This window comes from Geodermatophilus sp. URMC 62, assembly GCF_052931475.1.
Map to the genome: position 1 here is coordinate 1868656 of NZ_JBRFHY010000001.1, position 24947 is coordinate 1893602.

The following is a 24947-nucleotide window of genomic DNA, read 5'->3' on the forward strand; positions in this document are numbered from 1 at the left end:
GAACTCCGGCGTCCGGCCCTGGCCCCGTCCCGAGGCTCGCGCCGAGCGTGCGGGGCGTGAGGAGGACGGGGTCCTCCCTCAGGCCATCCCGGCCGGACGGGAGACGGCCGCGTTGACCGTCGCGACGATGTCGCCGAGCGTGTGGTCGTCGGGGTTCTCGCTGGACATCTCGGCCCCGAAGCGCTCCTGCAGCTCGGTCTGCATGGAGAGGAAGGCCAGCGAGTCCAGGCCGATGTCGGCGAAGTGCGCGTCCGGGTCGGTGGTGTGCGCGGACGCCGGCAGGCCGGTCTTCTCGCTGAGCAGGGCCATCAGGTCGTCGAGAGTGAAGGTCGTGTCTGACACGGGATCTGTCCTTCCGTAGGGGTGGAGCCGTCGGGCTGGGTCTCCTCGACCGGGGTCTGGACGAGGGAGAGCGAGCCGCGCGCGGTCGGCAGACCGGGCGCGGGGGAGTCGGTCAGGTCCGCCGCCCGGGCGAGGACCTCGGGCAGGGCCCGGTCGAGGAACTGGACGTCGTGGCGGTCGGCGACGACGTCGGGGTCGCGCAGCAGCGCCCGGTGCAGGGCGATCGTGGTGTGCACGCCCGGGCCCTCGACCCGCATCTCGGCCAGCGCCCGGTCCATGCGGCGGATGGCCTGGTCGCGGTCGGGCGCCCAGACGACGAGCTTGCCGAGCAGCGAGTCGTAGTCCGGGCTGACCGTGTCGCCCTGGCGGTAGCCGGTGTCGAACCGGGTCCACGGCCCGTCGGGCACCTGCAGGACGTCGAGCCGGCCGGGGGCCGGGGCGAAGCCGCGCGTGGGGTCCTCGGCGTTGATCCGGCACTCGATCGCCGCGCCGCGAGGGACGACGTCCTCCTGCCGGAACGGCAGCCGCCGGCCGGCCGCGACGAGGATCTGCTCGCGGACGAGGTCGATGCCGGTGAGCAGCTCGGTGACCGGGTGCTCGACCTGGATCCGGGCGTTCATCTCCATGAAGTACGCGTTGCCGGAGCCGTCGACGAGGAACTCCATCGTGCCCGCGCCGGTGTAGCCGACCGACAGCGCGCCGTGGACCGCCAGCCTGCCCAGCTCGGTCCGCTGCTCGGGCGTGAGGTGGCCGGCCGGGCCCTCCTCGAGCAGCTTCTGGTGCCGCCGCTGCAGGGAGCAGTCCCGTTCGCCCAGGGAGACGCCGTTGCCGTGGCTGTCGCAGAGGACCTGCACCTCCACGTGCCGGGCGCGGGGGAGGTACCGCTCGACGTAGACGGTCGGGTCGCGGAACACCGCGCGGGCGGTGGCCCGGGTGGCGGTGAAGGCGTACTCGAAGTCCGGCTCGGCCGACACCACGGTCATCCCCCGGCCACCGCCGCCGGCCGCGGCCTTGATGATCACCGGGTAGCCGATCCGGGCAGCGATCTCCCGGCCCTCGTCGGCCGTGCGGACCGGCTCGACCACGCCGGGCAGCAGCGGCAGGCCCGCGTCGGCCATGAGCCGGCGCGCCGTGGCCTTGTTGCCCATCTGCTGCATGACCGCCGGCGGCGGCCCGACGAAGGTCAGCCCCTCGGCGGCGCAGATCTCGGCGAAGTCCGGGTCCTCGGAGAGGAAGCCGTAGCCCGGGTGGATCGCGTCGGCGCCGGAGCGCAGGGCCGCCTCCACGATGTTGGGCACGTGCAGGTAGCTGCGCCGGGGCGCGGGCGGCCCGATGTGCACGGTCTCGTCGGCGAGGGCGACCACGGCCGAGTTGCGGTCGGAGGTCGAGTGGACGGCGACCACCTCGATGCCGAGCTCCCGGCAGGCCCGCGCGATGCGGACGGCGATCTCACCGCGGTTGGCGATGAGCAGGCGGTCGATCACCGGCCCCACCCCGCCGGTCGCAGGCGCAGCAGGACCTGGTCGTACTCGACGGACTCGGCGTCACCGACGAGGACCTCGGCCACCACGCCGGCCTCGTCGACGACGATCGGGTTCATCAGCTTCATCGCCTCGACGATCCCGACGGTCTGGCCCGGCTCGACCTCGTCGCCCACGCGGACGAAGGGGTCGGCCCCCGGCGAGGGCGCCGCGTAGAACGTGCCGACCAGGGGGGACCGGACGGCGGTGGTGCCCGCCGTGTCCTCCTCGGCCGCCCCGTCGTCCGGGCCCGGGTCGGCACCGCCGACGGCGGCGGGGCGCACCGGCGCGGCGCCCGCCGGGGAGGCGGTGCCGGCCGCGGCGCGCTCGGCGGCCCACTCGACCTCGATCGCACGGTCGCCGTCGCGCACGGTGAGCCGGCGCAGCTCACCGGGGAGCGCGCGGGCGAGGGCCACGACCTCGTCGCGCAGGTCGGTCTCGGGTGCCGCGCCCGGGGCGCCGCTGCGGGGGGTGAGCTCGCTGGCGGTCACGGTCAGCTCCCCACCGTCTGCAGCGCCCGGCCGTCGTCCCCGCCGATGCGCGACAGCCGCCGGAAGCGGGTGTCGAGCAGCGTGGCCACGTCCAGGCGGCAGACGTCGTCGAGCTCGCGGACCAGGGCCTGCCGCAGCAGGCGGGCCGCGGCGGCGGGGTCGGTGTGGGCGCCGCCCGGCGGCTCGGGGACCACGGCGGTGGCGATCCCCGAGGCCTGCAGGTGGGCCGCGCCCAGCCGCATCGCGCGGGCGGCGGTCGGTGCGGCCACCGCCGTCCGCCACAGGATGGCGGCACACCCCTCCGGGCTGATGACCGACAGGTAGGCGTTCTCCAGCACCAGCAGCCGGTCGGAGGTGCACAGCGCGAGTGCGCCGCCGCTGCCGCCCTCTCCGGTGACCACGGCCACGACCGGGACCCGCAGCCGGCTGCTGCGCATGATCGTCTCGGCGATGGCGTGCGACTGGCCGCGCTCCTCGGCCTCCGGGCCGGGGTGGGCACCGGGGGTGTCGACGAGGGTGACGACCGGCAGGCCGAAGGACTCGGCGTGGTCGAACAGCCGCATCGCCTTGCGGTAGCCCTCGGGGTGCGGCATCCCGAAGTCGCGGGCCACCCGCTCGCGGACGGTGTGGCCCTTCTCGTGGCCGATGACGACGACCGTGCGGCCTCCGATGGAGGCCACCCCGCCGACGACGGCGCGGTCGTCGGCGAACGCGCGGTCACCGTGCAGCTCGACGAAGTCGTCGAACGCGGTGTGCAGGTAGTCCAGCGTCGTCGGCCGCTCGGTGACCCGCGCCCGCTGCACGACGTCCCAGGGGTCGGCGCCCTGGTCGATGTCCTGGTCGATGTCGTGGTCGACGTCCTCGGCTGCCCGGTCCTCGCTGTCGTCCTCGGCCCGGTCGTCCGGGGTGGCACCGGCCTGCTCGGCGTCGCCAGGGGTGCCGGCCCCGTGCAGGGCGAGCAGCCGGACGAGCAGCGGCCGGATCTCCGCGCGGCTCTCCACGCGGTCGACCAGGCCGTGCGCCAGGAGGAACTCGGCGGTCTGGAAGTCGGGGGGCAGCTCGGCGCGGATCGTCTCCTGCACCACGCGCGGGCCGGCGAAGCCGACGTGCGCGCCGCGCTCGCCGACGAGGACCGACGCGAGCGTGGCGAAGGACGCCGAGACGCCGCCGTAGGTGGGGTCGGTGAGCACGCACACCGACAGCAGCCCCGCCTCCCGGAGCCGGCCGTAGGCCTGGCTGACCCGAGCCATCTGGAAGAGGGAGAAGACGCCCTCCTGCATGCGGGCGCCGCCGCTGGCGCAGACGCTGACCAGGGGGACACCGCGCTCGAGGGCCAGTTCGGCCGCGCCGCTCACCCGGCGGCCGACCTCCACGCCCATGCTGCCGCCGAGGAAGGCGAAGTCCATGACGGCGACGACGACCTCGGCGCCGCCGATGCGGGCGGTGCCGACGACGACGGCCTCCGACTCGCCGGAGCGGCGGGCGGCCTCCTCCAGCCGGTCGGGGTAGTCGCGCAGGTCGGTGAAGGACAGGGGGTCGGGTGCCCCCGGTGGGAAGGCGGTCTCGCCGAAGCTGCCCGGGTCGACCAGCAGGTCGATGCGGGCGCGGGCGCTCAGCCGCAGGTGGTGGTCGCACTCGGGGCAGACGTTGAGGTCCCGGTCGAGCCGCCGGCGGTAGAGCAGCCACCCGCAGGCGGGGCAGGAGACCCAGCCCACCGGCCCGGACGGGGCGGGGACGGCCGGAGCCGGGGTCACTGACGAACGTGTCATGGCGTGCCTCTCGGCCGCCCGGGCGGGCGCGCCGCCCGGGCGGACCATCACTCGGTGGACGAGGTCCAGTGGTAGAAGCGGCGGGCCATCGCGTCCTGCGGTGAGCGCCAGTTGGGGTCGTAGGCCTCGATGTAGGGCTTGAGGTCCTCGCTCACGGCGCGGAAGGCCGGCAGCGACTGGGCGATCCGCATCGCCTCCGGCGGCGGCCGGTCGAAGTCGATGAGGTGCACGTAGATGTCGTGGAACGTGTAGAGGGACCGGTTGCGGACGCCGATCTCGTGGGGCATCGAGGTGGCGTCGTAGCGGCCGAAGACGGCGGCGACGTCGTCGGCGTCGGCCGGCGCCATCTTCGCGATGATCATCGTCTGGTGCACGGGGTCTCCAGCATCGTCACGGCCCGGATGGGGCGGAGGGGGTGCGGTCGACGCTAGGTCGGCGCGAGCCCCCCGGACACCGGCCATCCGTCGCCTTCCGGGCAGGTCCGGAGGGGGACGGGGGCGCACGACCACCCCCGTCGCGGGGACCGCGACGCCCTCCTCGGGGCCCGGGCGGCACCTCCCCGGGGAGCGAGGTCCCGGACCTCGGGGATGCCCACCCCCCGCTCGGGTAGTGGGTCGGCCCCCTACTCGGGTATGAACTCGCCGGGAGTTCGGCCGCCGCCTCGCCGCCAGCGGTGGCGACCGGTGGGTCCCACCCCCTAGCTTCGCCCATCTGACCTGGCGACTCGCGCCTCGGAGGACGGAGCGGAGCACACGGACATGGACGGCGGACCGGACCACGAGCCCGACCGTGTCGTCGTGACCGGTACCGGGTCGCCGGTCCGGGTGCTGGTCTGCGACGACCACGAGGTGCTGCGGCACGGGCTGCGCACCGTCCTGCGCCAGGCGCCCGACCTGGCCGTCGTGGCCGAGGCCGCCGACGTCGACGAGGCGCGGTCGCTGGCCGCCAGCAGCCGCCCGGACGTCGTGCTGCTGGGGCTGGACGCCCAGGGGTCCGGTGTGCAGGACCTCGTGCGGACGCTGAGCGGCCGGGGCATCCGGGTCGTCCTGCTCGGCGAGGCCTGCGTCGGCAGCGACGCCGTCGACGCGCTCCGGGCCGGTGCGCGGGGCTACGTGCACGCGGCCGTCAGCTCGCAGCGCCTCATCGAGTACGTGCGCGCGGTGGCCCGCGGCGAGACCGTCCTCGACCCCAGCGTCACCGGGGAGCTGCTGACCCGGCTCGACGGCGAACGGGACGGCGACGGCCACCGCGCCGGGCAGAACCCGCTGACCGCGCGGCAGCAGGCCGTGGCCGAGCTCGTGGCCGAGGGGCTCAGCAACGCCGAGATCGCCGCCCGCCTGCAGCTGAGCCGGGCCACCGTCAAGGGCCACATCACGGTGGCGTTGCGCCGCCTCAACCTCCGCGACCGGACACAGCTGGCGATCCACGTCCACCGGGCCACCCAGCCCGGGGCCGGGGTGCTGCCGGTCGAGGGCTGAGCCGCCCGTGCGCCCCCGGCTCGCGCAGGGGGGTCAGGCGCTCGGTCGGGCGCTCGGTCGGGCGCGAGGTCCCACGCTGAGCTGCGCCTGCGCTCAGCCCGCGCGCGAAAAGGGGTTCCGATACGGGCCCGCTGGGAGAACGCTGGCGTCGGGGATTGCAGGACGTGACAACATGACCGGGCGCAACTCGCTGGTGCACCACTACAGTCGGTCGGGTCCGGAGTAGACGGACGGGTGTCGGAACGTCGGCTCACCACGCGCACACGCAGAGCCGGCAACAGGGGGCGACATGGGGAACGAGGTGTTCGGCACGGGGCCCGGTCTCAGGCCACCGCACCAGCGGGGGCCCGGGGAGACGGGGGGCCGCACCCACCCGAGTGGCACGATGCGGCCGCCGGCGCCCCGGGGGGCTGCCCGACCGGCCCCCCGCGCGCTGCACGCGGCGCGGCCGCCGACGACGCTGGTGTGCGTCCTGCTGTGCGAGGACCAGGAGGTCTTCCGCATCGGCATGCGCGAGGTCCTGGAGGCCGAGCCGGACATGGCCGTCGTCGCCGAGACCAGCCACCTCCCCGAGGCGCTCGAGGTGGCCGACGGCGCGCGGTCGAAGGTGGTCGTCGTCGTCCGGCAGGGCCTGGTCGCCGGCGCCGCGCTGCCGCTGTTGCGCGACCTGTGCCGGCAGGACACCGCGGTGCTCGTCCTCGCCGAGCCGGGGACGGAGTCCGAGCCCGAGCTGGTGGAGATCCTGCAGGCCGGCGTGCGCGGCTACCTGCCCCGCCGGTCGGACGCGCAGCGGCTGGTCGACGGCGTGCGGGCGCTGGCCCGGCACGAGGCCGCGCTCGACCCCACGGCGACGAACCGGCTCGTGCAGTACCTGACCACGCCGCGGGAGCGGCCGGCGCCCGCGGCACGCGTGCTGGACCGGCTCACCGAGCGGCAGCGCGAGGTCGCCGAGCTGGTGGCGCAGGGGATGAGCAACGAGGAGATCGCCCGCCGGCTGTTCCTGAGCCTGGCGACGGTGAAGAGCCACCTCACGGCGTCGATGCGCCGCCTCGACGTCCGCACCCGCACGCAGCTGGCCATCCTGGTCAACCGCGACCGCTCGCCGGCCGCCTGAGCCGGCCGGGTCGCGACGACGACGCCCCGGGTCGGCACCCGCTGCGGCCGGCGTCGCGGGGTGAGGACGGCGGGGTCAGGACGGCGGGGTCACGACAGCGGGGTCACGACAGCGGGGTCACGACAGCGGGGTCACGACAGCGTCGCCGTGCCGGTGACCGACGCGGCCGCCCCGCACGCGGCGGTGGTCCGCTCGAGGCGATCGCCGTCGGCCCGGCCGGTCGCGCGCACCGGGGTGCCGGCGCGGGACCGTCGCTGCCGTCCAGCCCGCGGCACCGGACCGGACCCGGTGGGCCCTCACCCGGCCGCCGTCCCTCGTCGTCGACGCCGCCCGCGCCCTCGCCGGGCAGTGAGGCCGGTCGCAGTGCGGAATGGTGCGGGCCGCCGCGGTGTCGGAACCCCCGTGGACCTCTTCTCACCCGTGACCCTGGGCGACATCGAGCTGGCGAACCGCGTCGCGATGGCGCCGCTGACCCGCATGCGGTCCGGGGCGTCCGGTGTCCCCGGTGACCTCGTCGTCGACTACTACGCGCAGCGGGCCTCGCTCGGCCTGATCGTCACCGAGGGCACCTACCCGGACATCGAGGGCCAGGCCTTCGTCGGCCAGCCCGGCATCGTCACCGACGAGCAGGTCGAGGGCTGGCGCCGCGTCGCCGACGCCGTCCACGCCCGCGGCGGCAAGATCGTCGTGCAGGTCATGCACGGCGGCCGGGTTACCCACCCCGACGTCAACGGCGGCCACCGCGTCGTCGCCCCGAGCGCCATCGCCATCGACGGCGCCGGACACACCGAGAAGGGCAAGCAGCCCTACCCGGTGCCGCACGCGCTGACCACCGACGAGGTGCGCGCGACCGTGCAGGACTTCGTCCGCGCCTCCGAGCGCGCCGTCGAGGCCGGCCTGGACGGCGTGGAGATCCACGGCGCGAACGGCTACCTGCTGCACGAGTTCCTGTCGCCGGCGTCGAATGTCCGCGACGACGAGTACGGCGGCTCACCGGAGAACCGCGCCCGCTTCGCCGTCGAGGTCGTGACGGCGGTGGCCGAGGCCATCGGCGCCGGCCGCGTCGGCCTGCGGATCTCGCCGGAGCACGACATCCAGGACGCCTACGAGACCGACCGCGCCGACGTCCTCGCCACCTACGGCGCGCTCGTTGACCAGCTGCGCCCGCTCGGGCTGGCCTACCTCTCGGTGCTCCACCGCGAGCCGGCCGGCGACCTGGTGCAGGAGCTGCGGCGGCGCTTCGACGGCCCGCTGATGATCAACAGCGGCTTCGGCTCGGTGACCACCCGCGAGGAGGCCGTGGCGCTCGTCGACTCCGCGCACGCCGACGTCGTGGCCGTCGGCCGGGCGGTCATCGCCAACCCCGACCTGATCGAGCGCTGGGCCGGGCAGCACCCGGAGAACGAGCCGAAGGCGCACCTGTTCTACGCGCCGGGCGCCGAGGGCTACACCGACTACCCGACGCTGCGCGCCAGCTAGACGAGACCCCTCCACTCCGCCCCTCGCACGCTCGGGGTGGTGCCCCGGAGGGGGCTTCCCCACGTCCGGCAGGGCCCGGCGGCGCACTGCCGCCGGGCCCTGCGGCGTCCTCAGGCGGACAGGCGGGTGACCCCGGGTGCCAGGACCGTGCCCTCGTCGACCAGCGTGTCGGCGGGTGCCGGCCGGCCGAAGAACCACCCCTGGCCGCCGTCCACGCCGAGGGTCTGCAGGACGGCGTGCTCGGCCTCCGTCTCCACGCCCTCGGCGACGACGGAGACGTCGACGCTGTGCGCGAAGTCGACCAGCGACCGGGCGAGCTTGGCGAGGATCGGGTCGGAGTCGACGCCGCTGACGATGCTGCGGTCCATCTTGATCACGTCGGGGGCGGTGACCACGATGTGCCGCAGCGAGGAGAAGCCGGCGCCCACGTCGTCGATGGCCAGCCGCATCCCGCGGGCCCGCAGGGGAGCCAGCGCCGCCCCGAGGGCGGCGTAGTCGCCGACCGGGTCGTGCTCGGAGAGCTCGAGGACGACGCGGTGGAGCGGCAGGCCGGCGAGCAGGTCGCCGCACGCCGGCGTCACCACGGTCTGCGGTGAGACGTTCATCGACACGTAGCCGGACACCTCGTCCAGCAGCGCCGCGGCGCGGCGGAGGGCGAGCAGCTCCAGGCGGTGCCCCTGCCCGATGCCGTGGGCCTCGTCGAAGACGACGTCGGGCGTGCGGCCCCACTCGGCGGGGAAGCGGCTGAGCGCCTCGGCGCCGACGCGGGCGCCGGAGCGGAGGCTGACGATGGGCTGCAGGACGACGTCCGGGCCGCCGGCGGACACCACCGGCGCGAGGCGGTCGCTGACCGCGGCCCGCCGCTGCTCGAGCCGGACCTCGGGTTCGATCACCAGCGCCGCGGCGTCGGCGAGCACCTCCATGAGGGCCAGGTCGCGCGGGGAGACCTCGGGGTCGGTGGTGAGGCCGAAGGCGCAGAAGGTGCCGTAGACGGCGCCGTCGCTGAGGACCACGGGGACGCTGACGTGCCCGCGGACCTGCGGCAGGTCGGCCGGGTGCAGCCGCACGGCCTCGGGGACGGCGCGGGCGTCGGGCATGACCTGGGGCAGGCGTCCCTCGACGACGGCAAGGCAGAAGCCGCTGTCGCGCGGGCCGGAGTAGCCGGCGTAGACGTCCGGGAGCACGGAGTCGACGACCTGCACCGTGCGGGTGGTCTCGTCGATCCGGCTGAGGAACGCGACGCTGAGGTCGAGCTTGCGGCGTGCCGTCCGCAGCAGCCGGGCGACCTGCTGCTCCGCCTCCGAGCCCCCGTGCTCCACGCGCCCTCCCCCTGGACGTCCCTGTCCGTCAGACCGGCACCGTAAGCCGCCGGAGGCACCACCGCCGACGAGTGCGCCCGTCATCATCCACAAGGGGTGACCTGTCTGTCACTCACCGCTGCGAAGTGGCGGTCTCCCGCGCGGTGGACGGGCGACGCGGGCGGCAGCCGGCGTCGGTCACCGGTCCGGCTGCAGGCCCGCGGCGAGGCCGCCCAGCAGGGCGGTGAGCCGGTCGGCGTCGGTGGACGCCGCGGCCAGCGTCCGCTCGGCCAGCTCGCACCAGGCCGCCTCGAGGGCGGGCACCAGGGACCGTGCCCGGTCGGAGAGCTCGATGATGGTGACCCGGCCGTCGGTGGGGGGCGGCCGGCGGACGACGAGTCCGGCGGACTCCAGCCGACGGACGCTGCCGGTGATGGTGGAGCGACGACGCCGAGCGGGGCACGATCGACGTCACCGGGCGTGACTTCGCCTCGACGCGCAAGTACCGCAGCGCGCGGGCCAACCCGCGGGCGGCGTTCGTGGTCGACGACGTCCTGCCGCACACGATCGTGTCCTGGGGTCTCGACGCCTGAGCGCCCGGTGCCCGGGGGAGCGGGTCAGGCCGGGCTGCCGTGGGCGGCGACGGAGACCGGCTCCCACTCCCGCCAGGTGGCCAGGCGGGACTCGTAGTCGCGGGTGGCGATGGCGAGCGGGCCGTCGCCGAAGAAGACGCGCAGCGGCGGGTCCTCGGCGTCGACGATCCGGAGGACCGCCTCGCGGGTGGCCACGGGGTCGCCCGGGTTGCCCGCGCGGGCCCTCCGCTGCTCGGCGGCCTGCTCGCGGAAGGTGTCGTAGGCCGGGTCGGGGGCCGCGTGCTTCGCCGAGGCGCCGCCCCAGTCGGTGGAGTACGCGCCCGGCTCGATGATCGTCACCTTGACGCCGAAACCGGCGACCTCGGCGGCGAGGGACTGGCTGAGGGCCTCCAGCGCCCACTTCGAGGCGTTGTAGACGCCGATGTTCGGGAACGCGCTGATCCCGCCGATGCTGCTCACCTGCAGGACGTGGCCGGAGCCCTGCGCGCGCAGGTACGGCAGCGCGGCCTGGGTGACGAACAGCGCGCCGAACACGTTGGTGTCGAACTGCGCCCGCGCCTCGGCCTCGGAGACCTCCTCGACCATGCCGAACTGGCCGTAGCCGGCGTTGTTGACGACGACGTCGAGGCCGCCGAAGTGCTCGTGCGCCCGGGCGACGGCGGCGAACACGGCGTCCCGGTCGGTCACGTCGAGCCGGATCGGCAGGACCGCGTCGCCGAAGCGCGCGACCAGGTCGTCGAGGGTCTGCGGGTCCCGGGCGGTGGCGGCCACGGTGTCGCCGCGCTCCAGGGCGGCGATCGTCCACTCGCGGCCGAAGCCGCGCGACGCGCCGGTGATGAACCAGGTCTTGGGCACGGGTGCTCTCCTCGTCCGGGACGGAGCGGTCCACTGACGCGACCAAGGACGACGTCCGGGGATCTGTTCCGCCACCGTGCGGGCGTCACGTCGTGGTCTCATCCCCTGGAGCGCGACACCGGGGTCGTGCCGGGACGAGGAGGTTCCGTGGCCGAGGTGCACGGCAGCTGCGACGACCGGTTCTCCGGGGTGCGCGAGGCGCTGGAGCGGCAGCTGGACGGGGACGAGCTGGGCGCGTCGGTCGCGGTCGACCTCGACGGGGAGACCGTCGTCGACCTGTGGGGCGGGTACCGCGACCTCGACCGGACCACCCCGTGGACCGAGGACACGATCGTCAACGGCTGGTCGACGACGAAGACCGTCCTGGCGCTCGCCGCGCTGCTCCTGGTGGAGCGCGGCGAGCTCGACGTGTACGCGCCGGTCGCCGACTACTGGCCGGAGTTCGCGGCGAGGGGGAAGAAGGACGTCGAGGTGCGGCACCTGCTGTCGCACACGTCGGGCGTCTCCGGCTGGGAGCGGCCGTTCTCGATCCGGGACATGTACGACTGGCCGTCGGCGACCGAGCGGCTGGCCGCGCAGGCGCCGTGGTGGGAGCCGGGGACGGCGTCGGGCTACCACGCGAACAACCAGGGGCACCTGGTCGGCGAGGTGGTCCGGCGGATCACCAACACGACGTTCCGGCAGTTCGTGGCGACCGAGATCGCCCGGCCACTGGGTGCGGACTACCAGGTCGGGGCGCGCGAGGCGGACTGGCCCAGGATCGCGCCCGTCGTCCCGCCGCCGCGGTCCGACGACGACCCGCAGCCGCCGGACCCCGAGGCGGTGGTGGTGAAGACCTTCACCGGGCCGGTCTCCTCGGCGGAGGCCGCGAACACCCCGGAGTGGCGCCGGGCGGACCTGGGGGCGCTCAACGGGCACACGAACGCGCGCGGGCTGCTGCAGGTCCTGCGGGTGCTGTCGCTCGGCGGCACGGCCGGCGGCGTGCGGCTGCTGTCACCGGAGACCATCGACCTCGTCTTCGACCAGCAGTCCGACGGCGTGGACCTGGTGCTCGGGGTGCCGCTGCGGTTCGGGATCGGCTACTGCCTCGGGTCCCCGGTCGTCCCGTACGTGCCCCCGGGGCGGACCTTCTTTTGGGGCGGCTGGGGCGGGTCGATGATCGTCATGGACCTCGACCGCCGGCTGACGATCTCCTACCTGATGAACCGGATGGCGCCGGGCGTCCTGGGCTCCGACCGCAGCGAGGCCTACGTCCGGGCGGTGTACGCGGCACTGGGCTGAGGGTCGGAGAAGCCGGGTCCGGGGTCCGGGGGAGGTGCGGCATGGACCTCGACGACGTCGTGCCGGTGGCCGACCACGTCACCCGGCAGTCGCGGGTGATCGACGCGCCGCCGTCCGTGGTGTGGGAGGAGCTGCACCGGCTGCGGGTCTCGTCCCTGCCGGTCACGCTGCTGCTCAGCGGGGCGCGGGCCCTGCCGGTGCTGCTGGCGGGCCGGGGACGCCGGCGCGGCGGGCTCGACCGGACCTTCCTGGACGTGGTGCCGATCCCGGAACTGGCCTCCGACCCGCCCTCGCACGTGCTGTTCGGCGGCGTGCTGCAGCCGTGGAAGCTGACCGGAGGGGTGCGGCCGCCCGTGCTGGACGCGATCGGGGTCCGGGAGTGGAAGGAGCCGGGCTGGGTGAGGGTCGGCATGGAGTTCCGGCTGACGCCGACCCTCGGCGGCACGCGGCTGAGCTGCGAGACGCGGATCGTCGCCACAGATCCGGGGACCCGGCGGCGCTTCGGCCTCTACTGGCTCGCCGTCCGGCCGGGCAGCTCCGCCATCCGCTGGGAGCTGCTCACCGCCGTCGCGATGCGGGCGGAGGCGCGCGCCGGCAGCTGAGGTCGCCCCTCGCCGACCGGGCGGGCAGGGACGGGCCCTCCTAGGCTCGGCGGATGGACCCCGCCGACCTGCTGGCCCTGCGCTCCGACGAGCGCGCCGCCCTCGTGCTGATCGGGCTGCGCGGCGACTGGTAGCCGTACTGCTGCGCCCAGGCGGTCCGTCCGGCCCGATCGCTGTCCCGTCTCGCCGACGCCGGCGCGGAGGTGGTGCTCGCCTCCACCGACCCGCCGGAGGTCCAGCTGGCGATGGACCGCACGTGGCACCTGCCCTTCCGCTGGGTCAGCGACCCGGACGGCTCGCGCCTCGCGAAGCCGCTGGGCGCCTGGGACGAGGACGCGTCGATCTTCCGCCCCGTCGTCGTCGTGGTGTCCCCGGACGGCAGGGAGGTGTTCCGCGAGCTGTCCCGGGACTTCACCGACCGTCCGGACGACGAACCGATCCTCACCGCCGTCGAGGGGCTCGGGCTCGACCGGGTGCCGCCGCCCGCACCGTGGGATCCCCCGGACACCGGATCGCGGCCGTCGAAGCGGGCGTTCCAGCCGTCGTCGTTCATCCCCTACTTCCGCGCCATCACGTTCAACACCGGCGCGCCGGCCGAGCGGATGGTCGACGAGCGCGACCGCGACCAGTTGCTCACCGAGCAGCACATGGCCGAGACGTTCCTCGCGGCCTTCGACGAGTGGCGCGCCGAGCACCCACCGGACCGGCAGTAGGGGCCGGGGCTCGACTCAGTGTGTACCTTGTGTGTATGCCCCGGGTGAACATCTATCTCCCCGACGACCTCGCGGCGGCGGTGCGGACGGCCGGGATCAACCTGTCGTCGCTGACGCAGGACGCGATCAGGCAGCACCTCGCCGCACGGACGACGGACGCCTGGTTGGCGACGCTCGACCCTGCGCCATTGCTGGTGTCGCATGACGACGCGCTCGCCGCCCTGGACGCAACGCGGGAAGAGCCGGCCACCCGACATGGCTGAGGTGGTCCTCGACGCATCAGCGTTCGTGGACCTGCTCCTGGGCAACCCCCTGGGTGTCGCTGTCCGCTCACGGCTCGCCGGTCAGTCGCTCCACGCGCCCGGGCACGTCGACGCGGAAGTGCTGTCCGCACTCGGGCGGCTGAACCGTGCCGGGGACCTGGACGACGACACGGTGACGCGGCTGCTCGGTCGCGTCGTGGAGGCCCCGATCCACCGCCATCCCGTGCAGACTCTCGTCCTCGGCGCCTGGGCTCGACGCCACCAGCTGCGTCTGGTGGACGCGCTGTACGTGGAGCTGGCAGCTGTCCGGACGGCGGTGCTCGTGACGACCGATCGTCGGCTGAGGGCCGTGCCGATGGTCGACGTCGTCGTGGCGTAGAGGGAGCCGGGGCATGGTCTGGACCGAGCGCGACGTCCCCGACCTGACGGGACGGACGGCGGTGGTGACCGGCGCGAACGGTGGGCTCGGCCTGCAGACGGCGCTCGTGCTGGCCCGTGCGGGCGCGCACGTCGTCCTCGCCGCCCGTGACCCGGTGAAGACGGCCGCTGCGGAGACGCGGATCCGGGCGAGCTCCCCGGCGGCGTCGCTGGAGACGGTGCCGCTGGACCTCGGCGACCTCTCCTCGGTCGCGGCCGCCGCGGCCTCGGTGCTCGACCGGCACGAGCGCGTGGACCTGCTGGTGGACAACGCCGGGGTGATGGCGGTGCCGCGGCGGACCACCGCCGACGGCTTCGAGGAGCAGTTCGGCGTCAACCACCTGGGGCACTGGGCGCTGACCGCGGGCCTGCTGCCCGCGCTGCTGCGGTCGCCGGCCGCGCGGGTGGTGACGGTGACGAGCACGGCCCGGCACCGGGCCCGGCGGCTGGACCCCGCCGACGTCCACCTCCAGCGGGGATACGGGGCGTGGAGCGCGTACGCGCGGTCGAAGATGGCCAACCTGCACTTCGGGCTGGGGCTGCAGCAGCGGTTCGCGGCGGCCGGGGCCCACGCTGCGAGCCTCCTCGCGCACCCGGGGCTGACGAACACCGACCTGCAGGCGCGCGCGGTGCGCGAGGGCGGCGCCGGCCGGCTCGGTCCGGTGTTCGAGCTGGTGACGGCGCGGTCGGGGATGTCGCCGTTCGAGGGCGTCCGGCCGCAGCTGCGCGCCGCGACCGACCCCCGTGCCCGGGGCGGGGAGCTCTACGCGCCGCGGTACGGCTCGCACGGCCCGGCCGTGCGGCGCCCGGTCCTGCGCCGGCGCGGCCTGCAGGAGCAGATCGGCGTCCTGTGGCAGGTCAGCGAGCGCGAGACCGGCATCCCGCTGGAGGTCGCGCCGGTCCCGTGACCGCGGCTCAGTCCTCCAGCAGGCCGGCCTCGTGGGCGAGGATGGCGGCCTGCGTGCGGTTGGCCAGGTCCAGCTTGGCCAGCAGCCGCGAGACGTAGGTCTTCACCGTCGCCTCGCTCACGTAGAGCCGCTTCGCCAGCTCGGCGTTGGACCCGCCGCTGCCCAGCAGCTGCAGCACCTCGCGCTCGCGGTCGGACAGCTCCCGGATCCGGCGCAGCGCCTGGGCCCGGCGCGGCGCCGCCCGCCGGTCGACGTAGGACTCGATCAGCGCGGCGGTGACCTTCGGCGACAGCGTCGCAGTGCCGTCGGCCACCGCGCGGACGGCGGCGGCGATCTCCCGCGGCGGGGTGTCCTTGAGCAGGAAGCCCGCGGCCCCGGCGGCCAGCGCCGCGTACACGTACTCGTCGGCGTGGAAGGTCGTGAGGACGGCGACCTGCGGCGGGTCGGGCAGCGCGAGGATCTCGCGCGTCGCCGCCAGCCCGTCCTTGCGCGGCATCCGGATGTCCATGAGGACGACGTCGGGCCGCAGCTCCTGCACCGCGCGCACCGCGGCGAACCCGTCGCCGGCCTCCCCGACGACGGTGAAGTCGCCGGCGGCCTCCAGCACGGTCCGCAGCCCGAACCGCACCAGCTCCTCGTCGTCCACGAGCAGGACCGAGATCGTCACGCCGGGATCACCGCCTCGACCAGGAAGCCGCCGTCCAGCCGGCGCTCGGTGCGGAGCCGGCCGTCCAGCGTGCGCACGCGCTCGCTGAGCCCCACGAGGCCGAAGCCGCCGCCGGAGCCGGGGCGGGCGGCCTCGAGCGGCGTCCCGTTGACCACGCGGACGGCGAGCCGGGCCGGCTCGCGGACGACGGCCACGTGCACAGGGGCGCCGGGCGCGTGTTTGCCGGCGTTGGTCAGCGCCTCCTGCACGATGCGGTAGGCCGCCCGGGAGACGGCGGGCTCGACCGGGGCGGCGTCGGCCGGCGGGAGGTCCAGCGCGACGGTCATCCCGGCGGCGCGGCACTCCTGGACCAGCCGCTCCAGGTCGTCGAGTCCCGGCTGCGGGGTGAGGGGGGCGTCGTCGTCCTCCCCGGCGCGGAGCACCCCGACCGCCTGCCGCAGCTCGTCGAGGGCCTGCCGCCCGGCCAGCTGCACGGAGCAGGCGAGTTGCTCGACGCGCTCCCGGTCGGTGGCGGCCATCTCGATCGCGCCGGCCTGCAGCACCATGAGGCTCACCCGGTGGCCGACGGCGTCGTGCATCTCGCGGGCGATGCGGGCGCGCTCGGCGGCGATGGCCTCGCGGGCGAGCAGCTCCCGCTCGGCCTCGGCCCGCTCGGCGCGCTCGGTGAGCGCCGTCATCAGGTCGGCGCGGGCCCGCACCCAGGCGCCGACCGCGCCGGGCAGCAGGACGACGAACGCGACGCCCGCCAGCCCGCCGACGACCTCGCCGAGCGAGGGGCCGGTCCAGAACTGGCTGACCGCGACCGACCCGGCGACGCCGGCGACGAGCCGGGCGGGCCATCCGCCGGCGTAGCGGCCCACCGCGTAGGCACCCAGCGGGATGGCACCGCCGACGGCCGGGGCGACCGCGCCCACCGCGGCGGCTGCGAGGAAGGGGACGAGCGGCGCGCGCCGGCGCAGGAGCAGCAGCAGCACGCTGACGACGAGCGACGCCGCGGTGGCGAGGGAGAGGGGCACAGGGTCGGGACCGGGCGTCCACTCGACCGCCCTGACGCTGAGCCCGCCGAGGACGGCGATCAGCACCTCGAGCCAGACGCTGCGCGTGGACAGGCCCGGCCACAGACGCGCGCGGAGCCCCATGCGCAGCAGCCTAGGTCGGTGATCACGGCCTGCGGGTCGGCCGCGGGATGACCGCCGACGTCCTCTTTCGGATGACGAGCCGTAGCCGTTCGAGCTGCGGGTTCGAGGCTCACGGCTGACGCGGACGCGGGGCCCGCCGCGGTTCTCTGTGCATCACCACCACGGCGGACCACACGGAGGAGCCCCGATGATCACGGTCAGCGGACTGACCAAGGAGTACGGCGGCCGGCGGGTCGTCGACCAGGTGTCGTTCGAGCTGGAGCCCGGCACGGTGACCGGCTTCCTCGGCCCGAACGGCGCCGGCAAGAGCACGACGATGCGGATGATCACCGGGCTGGTGCCCGCGTCGTCGGGCACCGCGACGGTCGCCGGCGTCCCCTACACGTCGCTGCCCAACCCGGGAGCGGTCATGGGCACGCTGCTCGACGCGGCGGCGGTGCACCCCGGTCGCACCGGCCGGACGCACCTGCGGCTGCTGGCCGCGACGATCGGCGTCCCGGCCACCCGGGTCGACGAGGTGCTGGAGATGGTCGACCTGACGGCGGCCGGAGGGCGCCGGATCGGCGGCTACTCCCTCGGAATGCGGCAGCGGCTCGGGATCGCGGCGGCCCTGCTGGCCGACCCGCCGGTGCTGATGTTCGACGAGCCGGCCAACGGCCTGGACCCGGAGGGCATCCGCTGGATGCGCGACCTCCTCCGCGGCCACGCGGCCCGCGGCGGCACGGTGCTGCTGTCCAGCCACCTGCTCGGCGAGGTCGAGCACACCGTCGACCGGCTGCTGGTCATCGGCTCGGGCCGGATCGTCGCCGACGGGCCGATCGGCCAGCTCCTGGGCGGCGACGGGACCGCGGTGCGCGCGGCCGACGCGCCGTCCTTCGAGGCCGAGCTCGCGGCGGCCGGGCTCGAGGTGCAGCACCGCGACGGCGGCGTCCTCGTCGTCCCCGGCGCCGGGCCCGAGCGCATCGGCGCGCTGGCGGCGGCCGGCGGCCACGCCCTGATCGACCTGCGGCCCTCCCAGCAGGGCCTGGAGGAGCTGTTCTTCCAGCTCACCGACGCGTCATGACCACCACCCTCCCTTCTCCCCGAGAGGCACCCGACATGAGCACCACCCTCGCCCCCGCCGTCGTCCCGGTCGCCGGGTCGACCGCCCGGCGGACCGCTCCGTCCTTCCCGGCCCTGACCGGCCTGGAGATCCGCAAGTCCCTGTCCACCCGCTCCGGCCGGTCGGTGGCCGCGCTGGCCGTGCTCGTCGGCCCGCTCGGCGTCCTGCTGGCCACCATGACCAGCGGTGGCGGGGTCGCCGCCGCGATGGCCCTCGGCATCATGGGGATGCTGATCGCCCTGGTCCTGCTCGCCCTCGGTGTGCTCTCGACCGCGGGGGAGTGGACGCACAGGAGCGTGCAGACGACCTACCTCCTCGTCCCCCAGCGGGGACGGGTGCTGGCCGCCAAGGCCCTGGCCATGGCCCTGCTCGGGCTGGTGCTGGCGTCCCTCGGCGTCGGCGGGGCGGTCGGTGCGCTGGCGCTGTTCACGTCCGGCGTCACGTGGTTCGCGGCCGGCCAGGCCGTGGTCGCGGTGATCGCCTCGGGGGCGGCGTTCGCCGTCATCGGCGCCGGGATCGGTGCGGCGGTGGGCAACTCGGCGGCCGCGATGACCGGGACCTACCTGACGGTGCTGGGCATCCTGCCGGTGCTCAACTCGGTCAAGCCGGAGATCGCGTCGAAGCTGGACCCGGCGAGCGCGATCGTGACGCTGGCCCAGCAGGGCGCGGCGACCACGCCGATCGCGGTGGTCACCGGCTGGGTGGTCGTCTCGACGATCGCCGGGGTGCTCATCACCCGCCGCCGCTCGGTGGCCTGACCCGCTGTACGACCACCACACGCCGAGGGCCCTCTCGATGGCATCGAGGGGGCCCTCGGCGTGTACCCGTCAGCCCGTGCGGCGGCCGAGGAGCCAGCCGACGACGACGCCGAGCAGGGTGAGCCCGGCGCCGCCGGCCGCGCCCACGGCGAGGGTCCGCAGGTCCGCGGACGGCGTCGCGGGCGCCGTCCGGGGTGCCCCGGGCGGTGCTGCAGGCAGCGCTGCGGGCGTCGCCGCGGGGACGGCGTCCGTCGAGCTCACCGCGGCGGACGACGGGCGGGGCGCGGCGGCACCGCTCAACTCGGCGTCGACGGCGGTGAAGAACTGGCCGGCCATCCGCTTGGCGACGCCGGTGATCATCCGCTGGCCCACGCCGGCCACCGGCCCGCCCACCACGGCATCGGCGGAGTAGGTCACCGTCGTCCCCTCGTCGGACGGCGACAGCTCGATCGCCACCGTCGCCCGCACGTTGCCCGGCGCCCCCGCGCCCGAGGCGTGCATGACGTACGACGACGGCGGCCGCTGGTCGGTCAGCCGCACCTCGCCGGCGTACGTCCCCTTCACCGCCCCCACGCCCACGGCGACGTCCATGCGGTACGCGTCCTCACCGGTGCGCGACAGCGACAGGCAGCCCGGGATCGTCCGCGCCAGCACCTCCGGGTCGGTGAGCAGCGTCCACACCCGGTCCGGGGACCCGTGCAGCACCGCCGAGCCGTCCAGGTTCACGCGAGCGCTCCTCCCCGGCGTGCCGAGGCCGCCGTCCGTTCCGTGGCCGGGTCCCGCACCAGGTCGTAGAGCTCCGACGGCGAGATCGGCATCGCCGTCACCCGCCGGCCCACCGCGTCCTCGATCGCCGAGGCCAGCGCGGCCGACCCCGGGATCACCCCTGCCTCCCCGGCGCCCTTGATGCCCAGCGGGTTGAGCGGCGAGGGCGTCTGCTGGTGGTCGATCACCACGTCGGGCACCTCGGACGCGTACGGCATCAGGAAGTCCATGAACGACGCGTTCTGCAGCTGCCCGTCGGCGTCGTAGGCCATCCGCTCGTACAGCGCCCCGCCCACTCCCTGCGCGACGCCGCCGAGCACCTGGCCCTCGACGATCATCGGGTTCACCACGTTGCCGCAGTCGTGCACGACGGCGTACGTGACGACGTCGATCTCCCACGTCGCCGGGTCGACCTCCACCACCGCCGCGTGCGCGCCCGAGGCGAACGTCGAGCGCAGCGGCGAGTAGTAGTCGCGGTGTTCCAGCCCCGGGGCGTCGCCCGGGGCCACCGGCGGCTTCGTGTCGTCGTGGGTGGCGAACTGCGTCGCCTGCTTGGCCGCCTCGTCGAAGGCGTAGCGCAGCGGGTTGGACAGGACGGCGACCGTGCGCAGCGGGATCGACGCCCCCGGCGTGCCGCGCACCCCCACCACACCGTCGGAGATCTCCAGGTCCTCCGGCGAGGCCTCCAGGACGTCGGCGGCGATCCGCAGCGCCTTCTCCCGGACGCCGCGCGCCGCCAGCGCGATCGCGTTGCCGCTCATCACCGCCGCCCGCGAGGCGAACGTGCCGACCGCGTACGGGAAGCGGCGGGTGTCGCCGGTGGTCACCTCGACGTCCTCGATCGGCACCCCGAGCTCGGAGGCGACGATCTGCGCGAACGCCGTCTCGTGCCCCTGGCCCTGCGAGGTCAGCCCGGTGGAGACCAGCACCTTGCCGCTGCCGAGCACCTGCACGTGCCCGCCCTCGTAGGGCCCCGGCCCGGTGCCCTCCACGTACAGCGCCATCCCGGCGCCGAGCAGCTTCCCCCGCGACGCCGCCTCGGCCCGCCGTTCCTCGACGGACCCCCAGCCCACCAGGTCGGTCAGCTTGTCGAGCAGCCCCGGGTAGTCGCCGGAGTCGTAGACCACCGGCCGGCCGTCCTGGAACGTCAGGTGGTGGTCGTAGGGGAACTGGTCGGGCGTGATCAGGTTGCGACGGCGGACCTCGGCCCGGTCGAGCCCGAGCTCGTCGGCGATCCGGTCCATCGTCCGCTCCATCGCGAAGCAGGCCTGCGGCCGCCCGGCGCCGCGGTACGGCGTGACGATGACGGTGTTCGTGTAGACGCTCTCGACCACCACCCGGTACACCGGGACCACGTACGGCCCGACCAGCTGCGTCGCGGTGATGATCGGCACGATGATCCCGTAGGGCGTGTAGGCGCCGTTGTCGTGCCAGACGTGCACGTCGAGCGCGGTGAGCCGGCCGCCGTCGTCGAACCCGACGGTGACCTCCTGCCGCTGGCCGCGCTCGTGGGCGCTGGACACGAAGTGCTCGCGGCGGTCCTCGGCCCACTTGACCTCGCGGCCCAGCGCGATGGCGGCCATCGGCACCAGCAGCTCCTCCGGCCACGGGTGCACGATCTTGACGCCGAAGCCGCCGCCGACGTCCGGCGCGATCACCTCGACCCGGTCGAGCGAGAGCTCCAGCTTCGCCGCGATCGCCGCGCGCACCGACGTCGAGGCCTGGGTGCTCGAGTACACGCGCAGGCTGCCGTCGTCGGGGTCCCAGCGGGCGTGCACGCCCTTGCCCTCCAGCGGCGTGCACGCGCTGCGCTCGATGGTCTGGGTGAAGGAGAGCGTGTGCGGCGAGGCGGCCAGCGCCGGCCCGACGTCGCCGGTCTCCTGGTGGTGGCGGGCGGCGACGTTGTCGGGGACGTCCGGGTGGACGGCGTGCTCGGCAGCGCGGGCGGCGTCGATGCCCACGACGACCGGCAGCTCCTCGTAGCGGACGACGATCCGCTCGGCGGCGTCCTCGGCGACGTAGCGGTCGGTGGCCACCACCATCACGACCGGCTCGCCGACGTGGTTGACCACGTCCTTCGCCAGGGGGTAGCCGGTGCGCGGGGCGTGCAGCTGCGGGTGGGGGATGAGCACCGGCAGCGGCTCGGCCATGGGGCCGGTGAGGTCCTCGTAGGTGTAGATGGCGACCAGGCCCTCGACGTCCAGGGCGCCGTCGACGTCGACGTCGACCACCCGGGCGTGCGCGTGCGGGCTGCGCACGAAGGCCGCGGCCAGCGCGCCGGCACCGATGTCGTCGAGGTAGCGCCCGCGGCCGGTGATCAGCCGGGCGTCCTCGCGTCGCCGGACCGGCTCCCCGAACAGCTTGGTGGTCACCGGGCGTCCTCCCGCATCGTCGCGGCGGCGGAGCGGACGGCCTTCCTGATGTTCGCGTAGCCCGTGCACCGGCACAGGTTGCCGCCGACGAGCTCGTCGACCTCCTCCTCGGTGATCTCCTGCGCCGGGTCCCGCGCCTCGAGCCCCGCGGCGATGGTCACCAGGAACCCCGGCGTGCAGAAGCCGCACTGCAGCGCGTGGCACTCGCGGAAGGCTTCCTGCACCGGGTGCAGCACCTGCCCGCCCCGGTGGTCGTCGCGGGCCAGCCCCTCCACCGTGGTCACCGCGGCGCCGTCGGCCTGCACGGCCAGCACCAGGCAGGAGCGCACCGGCTCGCCGTCCAGCAGCACCGTGCATGAGCCGCAGACGCCGTGCGCGCAGCCCACGTGCGTGCCGGTCAGCCCCAGGTCGTCGCGCAGCAGGTCCGACAGCACGCGACGCACCGGCACCGGTGCTTCACGTGGAACACCGTTCACCGTCAGCCGGACGGTGCGCTCCGTGTCGATGCTCGTCACGGGACCCTCCCCGCCGCCTCGGCCGCGGCCTCGGCGAGCGTGCGCTCGGTCAGCACGCCGACCAGCAGGCGCCGGTAGTCAGCGGTGGCGTGCAGGTCGGGATCGGGGTCGACGAGCGTGCGGGCGAGCGCGCCGGCCGCGGCCCAGTCGGCGCTGTCGACCGGCTTGCCCGCGACCGCGTCGGTGAGGTCGTGCACCTCGGGCACCGGCCCCACCGACAGGTAGGCGGCGCGGACGGCGGCCACCCGGCGGTCCTCGTCGAGGGTGACGACGACGGCCGCCCCGCAGACGGCGTAGTCGCCCCGGCGCCGCGCGATCTCGGCGAACGCCGTGCCCGACCGCTCCGGCAGGGCCGGGAAGATCGCGTCGACGACGAGGGCCGGGCCGGTCAGCGAGGTCTCCAGCGGCCCGACGAACAGGTCCCGCCAGCCGACGGCCGAGCGTCCCGACGGCGTCGCCACGGTCACCGACCCGCCGGTCAGCGCGAGCACCGCCGTCATCTCCCCCGAGGGGTCGGCGTGCGTGATCGAGCCGACCGTCGTCCCGCGGTTGCGGATCGCCGGGTGCGCCACGTTCGCCGTCGCCCGGGCCAGCAGCGGCTGGACGCCGGCGGCGGCGCCGTCGCGCAGCAGCGCGGCGTGCCGCACCAGCGCGCCCACCCGCACGCCGTCCCCGGTGGTCTCGACCGCGCCGAGGCCGTGCACCCGGTTGACGTCGACCAGCGTGGTCGGCGCCGCGAGCCGCATGGCCAGCAGCGGCAGCAGCGACTGCCCGCCGGCGAGCACCTTCGCGCCCGTCCCCTCGGTGGCGAGGACGTCGAGCGCCTCGTCGACCGAGCCGGGGTCCGCGTAGCGGAAGGGCGGCGGTTTCACCGCTCGAGCGTCCCCTTGCCGGCGTCGACGCCGGCGGGCCGGCCGTCGACCCCGGGACGGCCCACCCGGTCGACCGACGACGGGTCGGCGCTAACCTCGTGCCCCCCGGTGTGCCCGAGCGCCGGCCCGGTGCCCTCGGCGAACCCGCGCTCCTGCAGCAGGGCTGCCTTCATCTCCGCCGGGGCGACCGCCCGGGCGACGTGCCAGCCGACCACGACGACGATCGTGCCGAACGCGATGCCGCTCAGCGGGAAGGTGTCGGTGATCTGCAGGGTCACGTTGCCGACCGCGATGACGATGCCCGCGGCCAGCGGCACCAGGTTGATCGGGTTGGCGAAGTCGACCCGGTTCTCCTTCCAGATCTTGGCGCCGAGCAGGCCGATCATCCCGTACAGGACGACGGTGATCCCGCCGAGCACCCCGCCCGGGATGATGTTGATCAGCGCGCCGAACTTGGGGCACAGGCCGAGCAGGACCGCCACGATCGCGGCGACGTAGTAGGCCGCGGTGGAGTAGACGCGGGTGGCGGCCATGACGCCGATGTTCTCGGCGTAGGTGGTGGTGGGGGAGCCGCCCACGGACGAGGCGATGACCGTGCCGAGGCCGTCGGCGAAGATCGCCCGGCCCATCACCGGGTCGAGGTCGCGCTTGGTCATCGCCGACACCGCCTTGACGTGCCCGGCGTTCTCGGCCACGAGCGCGATGACCGCCGGCAGCACCAGCAGGCTGAAGTTGAGCGAGAAGCTCGGCGCGGTGAACTGCGGCAGGCCGATCCAGTCCGCCTGGCCGACCGTGGCGAAGTCGATCCGGTCGCGGGTGACGATCGCGCCGGTGCCGTCGGGCGAGGTGATCTGCCCGGCGGTCACGTCGAGCAGGATCGACAGCAGGTACCCGAAGACCAGGCCGAGCAGGATGGAGATCCGGGCCCAGAAGCCGCGCAGCAGCAGCGAGGCGACGATGACGAAGACCATGGTCGCCAGCGCGACCCACTGGTCCTGCGGCCAGTACACCCCGGCCACCACCGGGGCGAGGTTGAAGCCGATGAGCATGACCACCGCGCCGGTCACCGCCGGCGGCAGCGCGGCGTTGATCGCCCGGGCCCCGGCGACGTGGATGAGGACGCCGACCAGGGCCAGCAGGACGCCGGAGACGAGGATCGAGCCGACGACGTCCCCGGAGTCCCCGCCGTTGGCCCGGATGGCCACCACCCCGCCGACGAAGGCGGCGCTGGTGCCCAGGTAGCTCGGCACCTTCCCCTGGACGACGAGCAGGAAGACGATCGTCGCGACGCCGCTCATCATGATCGCGAGGTTCGCGTCCAGCCCCATGATCAGCGGGAAGACGAAGGTCGCCCCGAACATGGCGACGACGTGCTGGGCGCCGATGCCGATGGTCCGGGGCCACGAGAGGCGTTCGTCGGGGGCGACGGCCTCGCCCAGCGGGGGCGTCTTGCCGCCCGCGTACAGCTTCCAACCGAACGCCATGGGTCCTCCTCGGCGGGGCTAGCCGGTGTACCGGGAGGCCCGCCCCCGGAGGCCGCCAATCTGTCACGGCGTGTCGACACGCGGAAGTACCTCAGTGCTAAATCGTCGTTGCGACAGCGGACGACGTCTCAGCGCTGAGGTATCTCCCGC

General features: G+C 74.9%; 25 protein-coding genes and 1 pseudogene. 11 read left to right on the forward strand and 15 right to left on the reverse strand.

Going from position 1 to position 24947, the window contains the following annotated elements; translation table 11 throughout:
- Nucleotides 1-78 precede the first annotated feature (78 nt).
- From ACU616_RS08965 to ACU616_RS08985, 5 genes are all read right to left on the reverse strand, one after another.
- On the reverse strand, nt 79-342 hold the full coding sequence (locus ACU616_RS08965) for an acyl carrier protein (RefSeq protein ID WP_446758125.1): 264 nt from the start codon (nt 340-342) through the stop codon (nt 79-81).
- Nucleotides 309-1826 carry an acetyl-CoA carboxylase biotin carboxylase subunit gene (locus ACU616_RS08970; RefSeq protein WP_446758126.1) on the reverse strand — a complete coding sequence of 506 codons (1518 nt, stop codon included), beginning with the start codon at nt 1824-1826 and terminating at the stop codon, nt 309-311. Before ACU616_RS08970 ends, ACU616_RS08965 begins: the two co-directional genes overlap by 34 nt.
- Entirely contained in the window at nt 1823-2353 is a 531-nt protein-coding gene (gene accB, locus ACU616_RS08975) for an acetyl-CoA carboxylase biotin carboxyl carrier protein (protein ID WP_446758127.1), read from the reverse strand. Before accB ends, ACU616_RS08970 begins: the two co-directional genes overlap by 4 nt.
- Nucleotides 2354-2355: 2 nt before the next feature.
- Entirely contained in the window at nt 2356-4107 is a 1752-nt protein-coding gene (locus tag ACU616_RS08980; protein ID WP_446758128.1) for an acetyl-CoA carboxylase carboxyltransferase subunit alpha, read from the reverse strand.
- A 62-nt stretch (nt 4108-4169) separates the two neighbouring features.
- On the reverse strand, nt 4170-4496 hold the full coding sequence (locus tag ACU616_RS08985; RefSeq protein WP_446758129.1) for a TcmI family type II polyketide cyclase: 327 nt from the start codon (nt 4494-4496) through the stop codon (nt 4170-4172).
- Between the two features lie 423 nt (nt 4497-4919).
- Between ACU616_RS08985 and ACU616_RS08990 the strand changes: the two genes are divergently transcribed.
- The 3 genes from ACU616_RS08990 (at nt 4920) to ACU616_RS09000 (ending at nt 8193) form a co-directional block, all read left to right on the forward strand.
- On the forward strand, nt 4920-5600 hold the full coding sequence (locus ACU616_RS08990) for a LuxR C-terminal-related transcriptional regulator (protein WP_446758130.1): 681 nt from the start codon (nt 4920-4922) through the stop codon (nt 5598-5600).
- A gap of 463 nt (nt 5601-6063) precedes the next feature.
- Entirely contained in the window at nt 6064-6714 is a 651-nt protein-coding gene (locus ACU616_RS08995) for a LuxR C-terminal-related transcriptional regulator (protein WP_446758131.1), read from the forward strand.
- Nucleotides 6715-7116: 402 nt separating this feature from the next.
- Nucleotides 7117-8193 (forward strand): alkene reductase, encoded by a 1077-nt coding sequence (locus ACU616_RS09000; protein ID WP_446758132.1) that lies wholly within the window; start codon nt 7117-7119, stop codon nt 8191-8193.
- 110 nt (nt 8194-8303) lie between these two features.
- Here ACU616_RS09000 and ACU616_RS09005 read toward each other — a convergent pair whose 3' ends face one another.
- The 3 genes from ACU616_RS09005 to ACU616_RS09015 form a co-directional block, all read right to left on the reverse strand.
- The gene (locus ACU616_RS09005) at nt 8304-9512 is read right to left on the reverse strand and encodes an EAL domain-containing protein (RefSeq protein WP_446758133.1); all 1209 of its coding nucleotides are present in this window, start codon (nt 9510-9512) and stop codon (nt 8304-8306) included.
- A gap of 177 nt (nt 9513-9689) precedes the next feature.
- Entirely contained in the window at nt 9690-9815 is a 126-nt protein-coding gene (locus ACU616_RS09010) for a hypothetical protein (RefSeq protein WP_446758134.1), read from the reverse strand.
- 293 nt (nt 9816-10108) lie between these two features.
- Nucleotides 10109-10939 carry an SDR family oxidoreductase gene (locus ACU616_RS09015; RefSeq protein WP_446758135.1) on the reverse strand — a complete coding sequence of 277 codons (831 nt, stop codon included), beginning with the start codon at nt 10937-10939 and terminating at the stop codon, nt 10109-10111.
- Nucleotides 10940-11086: 147 nt separating this feature from the next.
- On the opposite strand from ACU616_RS09015, the gene ACU616_RS09020 reads away from it, so the two are divergent.
- The 6 genes and pseudogenes from ACU616_RS09020 (at nt 11087) to ACU616_RS09045 (ending at nt 15123) form a co-directional block, all read left to right on the forward strand.
- Complete coding sequence (locus ACU616_RS09020; RefSeq protein WP_446758136.1) at nt 11087-12220, forward strand: serine hydrolase domain-containing protein; 1134 nt, start codon at nt 11087-11089, stop codon at nt 12218-12220.
- 41 nt (nt 12221-12261) lie between these two features.
- The gene (locus ACU616_RS09025; protein WP_446758137.1) at nt 12262-12822 is read left to right on the forward strand and encodes a hypothetical protein; all 561 of its coding nucleotides are present in this window, start codon (nt 12262-12264) and stop codon (nt 12820-12822) included.
- A gap of 146 nt (nt 12823-12968) precedes the next feature.
- A pseudogene (locus tag ACU616_RS09030) lies at nt 12969-13535 on the forward strand (peroxiredoxin family protein); the annotation flags it as partial.
- Between the two features lie 35 nt (nt 13536-13570).
- Complete coding sequence (locus ACU616_RS09035; RefSeq protein WP_446758138.1) at nt 13571-13798, forward strand: type II toxin-antitoxin system CcdA family antitoxin; 228 nt, start codon at nt 13571-13573, stop codon at nt 13796-13798.
- Nucleotides 13791-14177 (forward strand): type II toxin-antitoxin system VapC family toxin, encoded by a 387-nt coding sequence (locus ACU616_RS09040; RefSeq protein ID WP_446758139.1) that lies wholly within the window; start codon nt 13791-13793, stop codon nt 14175-14177. Before ACU616_RS09035 ends, ACU616_RS09040 begins: the two co-directional genes overlap by 8 nt.
- Before the next feature lie 13 nt (nt 14178-14190).
- Nucleotides 14191-15123: an oxidoreductase gene (locus ACU616_RS09045; RefSeq protein ID WP_446758140.1), complete on the forward strand. Its 933-nt coding sequence runs from the start codon at nt 14191-14193 to the stop codon at nt 15121-15123.
- A gap of 7 nt (nt 15124-15130) precedes the next feature.
- Here the strand turns inward: ACU616_RS09045 and ACU616_RS09050 are convergent, their stop codons facing one another.
- Together ACU616_RS09050 and ACU616_RS09055 are read right to left on the reverse strand one after the other, a co-directional pair.
- Nucleotides 15131-15790, reverse strand: a complete 660-nt coding sequence (locus ACU616_RS09050) for a response regulator transcription factor (RefSeq protein ID WP_446758141.1) — start codon at nt 15788-15790, stop codon at nt 15131-15133.
- Nucleotides 15787-16929, reverse strand: a complete 1143-nt coding sequence (locus tag ACU616_RS09055) for a sensor histidine kinase (protein WP_446758142.1) — start codon at nt 16927-16929, stop codon at nt 15787-15789. Before ACU616_RS09055 ends, ACU616_RS09050 begins: the two co-directional genes overlap by 4 nt.
- Before the next feature lie 187 nt (nt 16930-17116).
- On the opposite strand from ACU616_RS09055, the gene ACU616_RS09060 reads away from it, so the two are divergent.
- Together ACU616_RS09060 and ACU616_RS09065 are read left to right on the forward strand one after the other, a co-directional pair.
- A complete protein-coding gene (locus tag ACU616_RS09060) occupies nt 17117-17992 on the forward strand; it encodes an ABC transporter ATP-binding protein (protein WP_446758143.1) in 876 nt (291 codons plus the stop codon).
- Between the two features lie 35 nt (nt 17993-18027).
- The gene (locus ACU616_RS09065; protein ID WP_446758144.1) at nt 18028-18789 is read left to right on the forward strand and encodes a hypothetical protein; all 762 of its coding nucleotides are present in this window, start codon (nt 18028-18030) and stop codon (nt 18787-18789) included.
- Between the two features lie 69 nt (nt 18790-18858).
- Here the strand turns inward: ACU616_RS09065 and ACU616_RS09070 are convergent, their stop codons facing one another.
- From ACU616_RS09070 to ACU616_RS09090, 5 genes are read right to left on the reverse strand one after another with little or no spacing between them, the layout of a single operon-like run.
- Nucleotides 18859-19515, reverse strand: coding sequence for an SRPBCC family protein (locus ACU616_RS09070; protein ID WP_446758145.1), 657 nt, complete (start codon nt 19513-19515; stop codon nt 18859-18861).
- A complete protein-coding gene (gene cutA / locus ACU616_RS09075) occupies nt 19512-21926 on the reverse strand; it encodes an aerobic carbon-monoxide dehydrogenase large subunit (protein ID WP_446758146.1) in 2415 nt (804 codons plus the stop codon). Before cutA ends, ACU616_RS09070 begins: the two co-directional genes overlap by 4 nt.
- The gene (locus tag ACU616_RS09080; RefSeq protein ID WP_446758147.1) at nt 21923-22441 is read right to left on the reverse strand and encodes a (2Fe-2S)-binding protein; all 519 of its coding nucleotides are present in this window, start codon (nt 22439-22441) and stop codon (nt 21923-21925) included. The genes cutA and ACU616_RS09080 overlap by 4 nt, the downstream gene beginning before the upstream one ends.
- Complete coding sequence (locus tag ACU616_RS09085; RefSeq protein WP_446758148.1) at nt 22438-23313, reverse strand: FAD binding domain-containing protein; 876 nt, start codon at nt 23311-23313, stop codon at nt 22438-22440. The genes ACU616_RS09080 and ACU616_RS09085 overlap by 4 nt, the downstream gene beginning before the upstream one ends.
- Nucleotides 23310-24797 (reverse strand): uracil-xanthine permease family protein, encoded by a 1488-nt coding sequence (locus ACU616_RS09090; RefSeq protein ID WP_446758149.1) that lies wholly within the window; start codon nt 24795-24797, stop codon nt 23310-23312. Before ACU616_RS09090 ends, ACU616_RS09085 begins: the two co-directional genes overlap by 4 nt.
- Nucleotides 24798-24947 lie beyond the last annotated feature (150 nt).

Bases quoted from the DNA above. Each gene is read 5' to 3' on its own strand.
- ACU616_RS09025 (WP_446758137.1), top strand. From the start codon at position 12,262: ATGGACCTCGACGACGTCGTGCCGGTGGCCGACCACGTCACCCGGCAG.
- ACU616_RS09035 (WP_446758138.1), top strand. From the start codon at position 13,571: ATGCCCCGGGTGAACATCTATCTCCCCGACGACCTCGCGGCGGCGGTG.
- ACU616_RS09040 (WP_446758139.1), top strand. From the start codon at position 13,791: ATGGCTGAGGTGGTCCTCGACGCATCAGCGTTCGTGGACCTGCTCCTG.
- ACU616_RS09045 (WP_446758140.1), top strand. From the start codon at position 14,191: ATGGTCTGGACCGAGCGCGACGTCCCCGACCTGACGGGACGGACGGCG.
- ACU616_RS09055 (WP_446758142.1), bottom strand. From the start codon at position 16,929: ATGGGGCTCCGCGCGCGTCTGTGGCCGGGCCTGTCCACGCGCAGCGTC.
- ACU616_RS09060 (WP_446758143.1), top strand. From the start codon at position 17,117: ATGATCACGGTCAGCGGACTGACCAAGGAGTACGGCGGCCGGCGGGTC.
- ACU616_RS09065 (WP_446758144.1), top strand. From the start codon at position 18,028: ATGAGCACCACCCTCGCCCCCGCCGTCGTCCCGGTCGCCGGGTCGACC.
- ACU616_RS09090 (WP_446758149.1), bottom strand. From the start codon at position 24,797: ATGGCGTTCGGTTGGAAGCTGTACGCGGGCGGCAAGACGCCCCCGCTG.